Annotated in this window: 2 protein-coding genes; both read right to left on the minus strand. The window is 73.4% G+C overall.

Features of this window, described 5'->3' with window-relative positions; translation table 11 throughout:
• Positions 1-1163, minus strand: a 1163-nt coding sequence (locus LMU33_RS40465) for a beta-ketoacyl synthase N-terminal-like domain-containing protein (protein WP_372478160.1), incomplete at its 3' end; no start/stop codon positions are given.
• Positions 1164-1208: 45 nt separating this feature from the next.
• The coding region (locus LMU33_RS40470) for a type I polyketide synthase (RefSeq protein ID WP_228627058.1) at positions 1209-9493 on the minus strand (8285 nt) is incomplete at its 5' end.

Consider the following 9493-nt stretch of genomic DNA (forward strand, 5'->3'; position numbering starts at 1 on the left):
GTCTTGATGATTCCGGCGACGCCCGCGGCGTTCTGGGTGTGTCCGATGTTGGACTTCAGCGAGCCCAGCCAGAGCGGCCGGTCCTCGGGACGCTCCTGCCCGTAGGTGGCCAGCAGCGCCTGCGCCTCGATCGGGTCGCCCAGCCGGGTTCCGGTGCCGTGCGCCTCCACCGCGTCGATCTGGTCGGCCGTCAGGCGGGCGTTCTCCAGTGCCTGGCGGATGACACGCTGCTGTGCGGGTCCGTTGGGTGCGGTCAGGCCGTTGCTGGCGCCGTCCTGGTTGACGGCGGAACCGGCGACGAGCGCCAGCACCCGGTGGCCGTTGCGGCGGGCGTCGGACAGTCGCTCGACGAGCAGCACGCCCACGCCCTCGGACCAGCCGGTGCCGTCCGCCGCCGCGGCGAACGACTTGCAGCGGCCGTCGGCGGACAGCCCCCGCTGCCGGCTGAACTCCACGAACACATCGGGGGTGGCCAGTACGGTCACGCCGCCGGCGAGCGCCAGGGAGCACTCGTTCTGGCGCAGTGCCTGCACGGCGAGGTGGAGGGCGACGGAGGACGACGAGCAGGCGGTGTCGATGGTGGCCGCCGGCCCCTCCAGGCCGAAGGCGTAGGCGATGCGGCCGGATACCACGCTGGACGCGGTGCCGGTGAGGAGGTGGCCCTCGACGCCGTCCGGCAGGTCGTACTGGCCGGCGCCGTAGGCCTGGGAGGACGCGCCGATGAACACGCCGGTCCTGCTGCCCCGCGCGGCGGAGGGGTCGATGCCGGCGCTCTCGAACACCTCCCAGGACGCCTCCAGCAGGATCCGCTGCTGCGGGTCCATGGCCAGCGCCTCACGCGGCGAGATCCCGAAGAAGTCCGGATCGAACTGGGCGGCGTCGTGCAGGAAGCCGCCCTCGCGCGCGTAGGAGGTGCCTTCGTTCTCGGGGTCGGGGTCGTACAGCGACTCGACGTCCCAGCCGCGGTCCGTGGGGAAGCCGGAGACGGCGTCCTGGCCGTCGGCCACCAGCCGCCACAGCTCCTCCGGCGACCGTACCCCTCCGGGGAACCGGCAGCTCATGCCGACGATCGCGATCGGTTCCCGGGATGCCGCGGTGAGCTGCTGGTTCTGTCGACGCAACCGCTCGGTTTCCTTGAGCGAGGCCCGTAGCGCTTCAACGATCTTTTCGTTGGGGGTTGTCATCTTGTACTCCGCACTTCGGGCGCGTCAGGGCTGGTTGCTGTCGAGCGCCATATCGATCAGATGCTGCACGTCCAGCCCGTCGATGTCGTCGGGGGACAACCCCTGATCGCCGTCGTCGGTGGCTGGGGTCGGCTGGGGGTCGGCGAGTTCCAGCAGTGCCTCCAGCAGGCCCGCCTCCCGGATGCGGCTGAGCGGGAGGGCCGCGAGCTTCCCGCGCAGCTCGGCCTCCTGCGGGTCGCCGTCCGGTGCGGGGCCGGTGCCGCCGTCGGGCAGCAGCGCGGCCAGCAGGTGCCGGGCGAGCGCGGCGGGGTTCGGGTAGTCGAACACCAGGGTGGCGGGCAGGGAGAGTCCGGTGGCGGTCCTGAGCCGATCGCGGAGCTCGACGGCGGTCAGGGAGTCGAAGCCCAGTTCCTTGAAGGCACGGCCGGCCTCGACGGCATCGGGCGAATCGTGCCCCAGGGCGAACGCGGCATGTGTGCGTACCAGGTCGAGCAGCAGCGTCGTACGGTCGTTCGTGTCGAGCCCGGCCAGCTGCTCGCGCAGAGCGGGGGCTTCGCCCGCCGGGTCGCCGGGTGTGCCGTCGCCGTCGCCGCGCAGGGCCGCGCGTACCTCCGGCAGGTCCGCGATGAGCGGGCGGGGACGTGCGGCGGTGAAGGCCGGTGCGAAGCGTGTCCAGTCCACGTCGGCGACGGTCACGGTGGCCTCGGGGGCGCCGACGGCCTCGCGCAGTGCCGCCAGGTTGGTCTCCGGTGCCATGGGCGGCAGTCCTCGGCGGCGCAGCTGTTCCTCCGCGTCCCCTTCGGCGGCCATGCCGCCGTCCGCCCAGGGGCCCCAGGCGATGGCGGTCGCCGCCAGTCCGCGCGCCCGGCGCTGCTCGGCGAGCGCGTCGAGGAAGGCGTTGGCCGCGGCGTAGGCGCCCTGTCCACCGCTGCCCCACACGCCGGCGATCGACGAGAACAGCACGAAGGCGTCCAGCGTGTCGTCCTGGAAGAGGGCGTCCAGGTGTACGGCGCCTGTGGTCTTGGCGGCGACCACCTCCGCGAACTCCGGCAGGGCCGTCGCGGTGCCCGGGGGCTGCGACACGCCCGCGGCGTGCACGACCGCCCGCACCGGCGCGCCGTCCGCGGCGAGCTTGCCGACGAGGGCCTGGAGCGCGGACCGGTCGGCCACGTCGCAGGCCGCGACCGTCACCTCGGCACCCAGGCCGGACAGTTCGGCGGTCAGTCGGGTCGCGCCCGGGGCGTCGGCTCCGCGGCGGCTGAGCAGCACCAGCCGGTCGGCGCCGTTGCGGGCCAGCCAGCGGGCGACGTGGGCACCGAGTGCGCCCGTGCCGCCCGTGACCAGCACCGTGCCGCGCGGTGTCCAGGAGCCGGCGGGACCGGTGGTGTCCAGGGGTGCGCGTTCGAGCCGGCGCAGGTAGGTGCCGGAGGGCCGGACCGCCACCTGGTCCTCACCGCCGCCGGCGGTGAGAACGCCGACCAGCCGGTCGGCGGTCCGCTCGTCGACGGTCTCCGGGAGGTCGACCAGTCCGCCCCAGTGCTCGGGCTCCTCCAGCGCCGTGACCCGGCCCAGACCGGCGATCTGGGCCTGGAGGGCGCTGAGCAGCGGGTCGCCGGCGTCCACCGAGACCGCGCCGCGGGTGACGCACCACAGCGGCGCGCCGATGCCGGCCGACGGGAGGGCCTGTGTCACGGCGGCGGTCAGCGCCAGTCCGGCAGGGACCGCGGGGTGCCGGGGATGCGGCTGCTCGTCCAGCGCGAGCAGGGAGAGCACACCGGTGACGGGTGCGGCGTCGGGCACGTCGGCGGCCGCTCGCCGCAGCCGCTCGGCCAGCGCCCCGGCGTCCTCGTCCGGCCCGCCGACGGGGACACGCACGATGCCGGCCCCGGCGCGCTCCAGTGCACTGGTGAGGCTGCCGATCCAGGAGTCTTCGGACAGTGCGGTCGGCACGATGGTCAGCCAGGTCCCGGCCGTGCGCGGGGCCGCTGACTCGGGACGGTCCTGCGTCTCCGACCGCCGCTTCCACACGACGCGGTAGCGGCGCTCCGCCACGGTGGAGCGTTCGCGCTGCTGCCGGTGCCACGACGCCAGCGCCGGGAGTACGGCGCGGAGCGGCTGGTCCGCGTCCACGGCCAGTTCGGCGCCGAGTTCGCTCAGGTCTTCGCGTTCGACCGCCGCCCAGAAACGCTCGTCCACGGCGTCCGGGGCGCCCCCGCCTGGTGTTCCCACGGCCGCTTCGGGCCCTTCGGACGCTTCGGGCGCTTCGGGCCAGAACCGCCGGCGCTGGAAGGCGTAGGTGGGCAGGTCGACGCGTCGGGCGCCGGTCCCCGCGAAGTACGCCTGCCAGTCGAGGTGTGCGCCGCGCGTGTGGGCGCGGCCCAGTGCGGTGGTCAGCGTCCGGGCCTCCGGCCGTCCCCTGCGCAGGACGGGCAGGCACACGGCGTCGGAGCCGTCGAGGCAGTCCTGGACCAGCGCCGAGAGCACCCCGTCCGGGCCGAGTTCGACGAACGTGGTGACCTGCTGCGCCCGGAGCGCCCGCACGCCGTCCAGGAACCGCACCGCCTCGCGGACATGCCGAACCCAGAACTCGGGTGTGTCCATTTCGCCGGGGCCCACCACGGCTCCGGTGAGACACGAGACGACCGGCGTGGCCGGCGGGCGGTAGACGAGTCCCTCGGCGACCTTCCGGAAGTCGGCCAGCATGCCCTCCATGAGCGGCGAGTGGAAGGCGTGGCTGACCGCGAGGCGCTTGGTCTTCACCCCATGTCCGGCGAGAGCGGACGCGATCCGCGACACCTCACTCTCCTCGCCCGCGATGACCACCGAAGTGGGGCCGTTGACGGCCGCGATGCCGACCTGGTCGGTCAGATACGGCGTGACCTGGTCCTCGGTGGCCTGGACGGCCACCATGGCGCCACGGTCGGGCAGTTGCTGCATCAGGCGCGCCCGGGCGGACACCAGAGTGCAGGCGTCCTCCAGGGACAGCACACCGGCGCAGTGCGCCGCGGCCAGCTCGCCGATGGAGTGGCCCGCCAGGAAGTCCGGCTGCAGACCCCAGGCCTGCAGCAACCGGAAGAGTGCGACCTCGATCGCGAACAGGGCCGGCTGTGCGTATGCCGTCTGGTCGATCAGGTCGCCCTGCTCACCGAACAGTACGTCCTTCAGGGCGGGGTCGAGCCCCTGGCACACCTCGTCGAACGCCTGGGCGAAGACCGGGTAGGTGTCGTGGAGTTCCCTGCCCATGCCCAGGCGCTGGCTGCCCTGACCGGTGAACAGGAACGCCAGTTTGCCCTCCGTCGTCACATCCTGCGCGGTGCCCGCCGGTGGCTCGCCGTCGGCCAAGGCATGCAGTTGCCGCGCGAGCGCCTCCTCGTGATCGGCATCGACGACCAGTACGGCCCGCTGCTCCAGCGCGGCACGACCCGTGGCCAGGGAATAGGCGACGTCCAGCGGGCGCAGCCCCGGCTGCGCGGCAAGCTGCCCGTGCAGCCGCTCGGCCTGCTCACGCAGTGCCTGCCCGCTGCCGGCCGACAGCACGAAGGGCAGCACCGGCAACACCGCACCCGGCAGCGTCCCGGCCTCCGCCTCCACCTCGGGCGCCTGCTCGATGATGGTGTGGGCGTTGGTGCCACTGATACCGAAGGACGACACACCCGCCCGGCGAGGGCGGCCGGTCTCCGGCCACTCCCGCGCCTCGGTCAGCAGCGACACCTCGCCCGCCGACCAGTCCACGTGCGGCGTCGGCTCGTCCACGTGCAGGGTCCGCGGCAGCACACCGTGGCGCATCGCCATCACCATCTTGATGATGCCCGCGACGCCTGCGGCAGCCTGGGTGTGACCGATGTTCGACTTGATGGAGCCGAGCAACAGCGGTCGGTCCTCGCCACGCTCCTGCCCGTAGGTGGCCAGCAGCGCCTGTGCCTCGATCGGGTCACCGAGCGTCGTACCCGTACCGTGCGCCTCCACCGCATCCACGTCCGACGCCGACAGACCCGCCGAGGCCAGCGCCTGACGGATCACCCGCTGCTGGGAGGGACCGTTCGGCGCCGTCAGACCATTGCTCGCACCATCCTGGTTCACCGCCGAGCCACGGACCACCGCCAGCACCGGGTGACCGTTACGGCGGGCATCGGACAGCCGCTCCACCAGGAGCATGCCCACGCCCTCACCCCAGCCGGTGCCGTCCGCACCCGCCGCGAACGCCTTGCAGCGGCCGTCGGCCGACAGGCCACCCTGCCGGCTGAACTCGGCGAACGTGCCGGGCGTCGACATCACGGTGACGCCGCCGGCCAGGGCGAGCGCGCACTCGCCGTTGCGCAGGGCCTGGATCGCCCAGTGCAGGGCGACCAGCGAGGAGGAGCACGCCGTGTCCACCGTCACGGCGGGGCCTTCGAGACCGAGGACGTAGGCGACCCGGCCGGATATGACGCTGCTCGCATTGCCGGTCATCACGTGGCCGGCGACGGTGTCCGCCATGTCGTCGAGTCCGGTGTCGTAACCGCTGTACGCGGCGCCGACGAACACGCCGGTGCGGGAGCCCCGCAGCGCGCCGGGGTCGATCCCGGCGCGTTCGAAGGCCTCCCAGGAGGTCTCGAGGAGCAGCCGCTGCTGCGGGTCCATCGCCAGCGCCTCGCGCGGGCTGATGCCGAAGAACGCCGCGTCGAACCGGTCCGCGTCGTGCAGGAAGCCTCCCGCCCGGGCGGGGCCGCCGTCCGGCGCGTACGAAGCCGCGCCCGCGTCCCAGCCGCGGTCGACGGGGAAGCCGGAGATGGCGTCGCTCCCCGACTCCAGCAGTTGCCAGAGCTCTTCGGGCGAGGCCACGCCACCGGGGTAGCGACAGCTCATGGCCACGACAGCGATGGGATCGTCACCACCGGCACGGCCCGCGAGCGGTACGGCCTCGACAGCGGCGCCGGTCGCGTTCCCGGTACCGAGGAGCGTGTCGCGCAGATGGCGGGCGAGCGCCGAGGCGTTGGGGTAGTCGAAGACGAGCGTGGTCGGCAGCCGCAGTCCGGTCGCCGTGTTCAGCCGGTTGCGCAGGTCCACGCCGGTGAGGGAGTCGAAGCCCACATCCTTGAACGCCCGTGCCGGCTCCACCGACTCCGGTCCGGAGTGGCCCAGCACGGCCGCCACATGGGTGCGCACGAGCTCCAGCAGAGTCCGCTCCTGGTCGGCGGGGAGCAGTCCGCGCAGTCGGCCGGCCAGCGCCGAGCCGCCGTCGGCCGCCGTCCCGGCACCACGCCGCCGAGGGGCACGGATCAGCGTACGGAACACGGGGGGGACCGATCCGGTGCCGGCCGCTGCGTCGCGTATCGCCGCGAGGTCCAGGCGGGCGGGGAGGAGAACGGATCGCTCACTGCGCAGGGCCCTGTCGAACAGGGCCATGCCCTCCGCCGAGGAGAGCGCGCCCATGCCGGCCCGTGCCATGCGCCGCAGGTCGGCCTCGTCCAGACCACCGGTGATTCCGCTGGCCTCGGCCCACAGGCCCCAGGCCAGCGAGATCGCCGTCTGGCCCTGGGCGCTCCGGTGCCGGGCCAACGCGTCGAGGTACGCGTTGGCCGCGGCGTAGTTGGCCTGTCCGGGGCTGCCGAGGACTCCTGCGGCCGCCGAGAACAGCACGAATGCCGACAGGTCCAGGTCGCGGGTGAGGTCGTGCAGATGCCAGGCGGCGTCCACCTTGGGCCGCAGCACTCGCTCGAGGCGATCGGGCGTCAGCGACGGGAGCACGCCGTCGTCGAGCACGCCCGCGGTGTGCACCACGGCGGTCAACGGGTGCTCGACGGGTACGGAGGCCAGCAGGGCGGCCAGCGCCTCACGGTCGGCCGCGTCGCAGGCGGCCACGTTCACCTCGGCGCCCAACTCGGCGAGCTCGGCGGCCAGTTCCTCGGCGCCGTCGGCAGCGAGCCCCCGGCGGCCGGCCAGCAGCAGATGCCGTACACCGTGTTCCGTCACCAGGTGCCGGGCGCACAGCGCACCGAGCGTGCCGGTTCCGCCCGTCACCAGCACCGTGCCCTGCGGGTCGATCAAGCGGGGCTGCCGCTCCGCTCCGGCCGCCACACGGATCAGCCGCGGGGCGAGCAGTCTGCCGCCGCGCACGGCCAGTTCCGGCTCCGTGCACATCAGCGCCTCGGCGGGCACGGTGCCCGTGGGGTCCTCGGCGTCCAGGTCGACCAGGAGGAACCGTCCGGGGTTCTCGGTCTCCGCGGAGCGCACCAGGCCCCAGACACAGGCACCGGCCAGGTCGGTGACGTCCTCGTCGGCCGTGGCCACAGCGCCGCGCGTGACGAAGGCCAGGCGCGAGCCGGCGAAGCGTTCGTCCGCCAGCCACGCCTGGGCCAGGGCGAGCGCCCACTGGGCCGCGGCGTGCGCGGCCTGCGGGGCCTGTGCCGCCCGCGTGGTGTGCTCCGCATGCGGCTGCGGATCGCCGGATGCCGGGGGCGGGCAGGACACGAGGATCACGTCCGGGACGGTCGTGCCTGCGTCGGCGGCCGCGGCGAGCGCGGCCAGGTCGTCGTACCGCTCCATGGCCGGGTCGGCCGTTTCTAGCGGGTGTGCCGCGACCAGCGCGGTGGAGACCGGCTCGGCGTCGGGGGCGACGGCCTCGGACCAGACCGGCTCGAACAGGGGCGCCAGACCGGTGGCACGCGCGCCGTCGGCCGGGACGGTTTCCGCCGCCGGACGCAGGGTGAGGCGGTCGACGCGGGCCACCGGAGCACCGGTGGCATCGGCTGCCTCCAGCAGGAAGGTGCCGCTCGCTGCGGGTGTGAGCCGCATCCGCACCTCCGTGGCGCCCACCGCGTACAGCGCGACGCCGTGCCAGACCGCCGGTACGAGCGGGGCTCCGGAGCCGCACGCCGCGGCGAGGTGCGCGGCTGCCTCCAGCAGCGCGGGGTGCAGGGCGAAGCCGGTCGTGTCCGCGCCCTCGGGAAGCCGCACGTCGGCGCAGAGCTCGTCCCCGCGCCGCCAGACGGCACGCACCCCTTGGTACAGCGGTCCGCACTCGAGGCCGGCCGCCTCGTAATCCTCGTACAGAGCGCCGGCTTCGACGCCCTGTGCATCGGCCGGCGGCCATTCCGTCAGCGTGAACGCCGGCCCCGGCGCCGCCGTGTCGAGTACGCCGGTGGCATGGCGCCTCCACGGTACGTCGCCGTCCCCGTCGAGCCGTCCGCCGTGCGAGGAGACGGTGAAAGTCCGCCGTCCGCCCTCACCGGCGGAGTCCACCACGACCTGGACCCGCACCGCACCCTGCGCCGGCACGATCAACGGTTCGTGGAGCGTCAGCTCCACCAGGTGGTCGCAACCAACCTGGTCGCCTGCGTGGAGGGCCAGTTCGACGTACGCCGCACCGGGCAGCACGGCGTTCCCGGCGAGCCTGTACTGGTTCAGCGAAGGATGGGTCTGCGGGGACAACCGGCCGGTGAACACATACGCGTCGGCACCGGCCACGGGTACCGCGGCACTCAGCAGCGCGTGACCGGCCTTCTCCAGACCGGCGGCGGTCACGTCACCGGCTCGGGAACCGGGTGCCAGCCAGTAGTGCCGGTGCTGGAACGCATACGTCGGCAGCTCGACCCGCCCTGCGCCGGTACCCGCGAAATGGGCCTCCCAGTCGATGCCGACGCCACGCACCTGCGCCTGCGCGAGGGCGGTGGTCAGGGCCTCGGGTTCGGGACGGTTCGCCCGGAGGGTCGGCACGAAGGCGTGGTCACCGTCGCCGGTGACGCAGTCCTGCGCCATCGCGGACAGGACGCCGTCGGGGCCGAGCTCGATGAACGTGGTGACGTTCTGGGTTTCGAGGGTGCGGATGCCGTCGTGGAAACGGACCGCTTCACGCACATGGCGGACCCAGAAGTCGGGGTCGGTGAGCTCGTCCGCGGCGGCGAGGGTACCGGTGAGGTTGCAGACGACCGGGATGCGCGGGGCCTCGTAGGTCAGGCTTTCGGCAACCCGGCGGAAGGCCTCCAGCATGCCGTCCATGTGCGGCGAGTGGAAGGCGTGGCTGACCGTCAGACGCTTGATCTTCCGACCCTGCTCCTCGAAGGAAGCGGCAATGCCCAGTACGGCGTCCTCGTCACCGGCGACCACCACGGAGGTGGGACCGTTGACCGCGGCGATGCTCACCACATCCGTCAGGTACGGGGTGACCTCGTCCTCGGTCGCCTGCACCGCAACCATCGCACCACCGGACGGCAGCTCCTGCATCAGCCGGCCACGCGCAGCCACCAGCGTGCAGGCGTCCTCCAGTGACAGCACACCCGCACAATGCGCCGCCGCGATCTCACCGATGGAGTGACCGGAGAGGAAGTCCG

The organism is Streptomyces barringtoniae (assembly GCF_020819595.1).
Lineage (GTDB): Bacteria > Actinomycetota > Actinomycetes > Streptomycetales > Streptomycetaceae > Streptomyces > Streptomyces barringtoniae.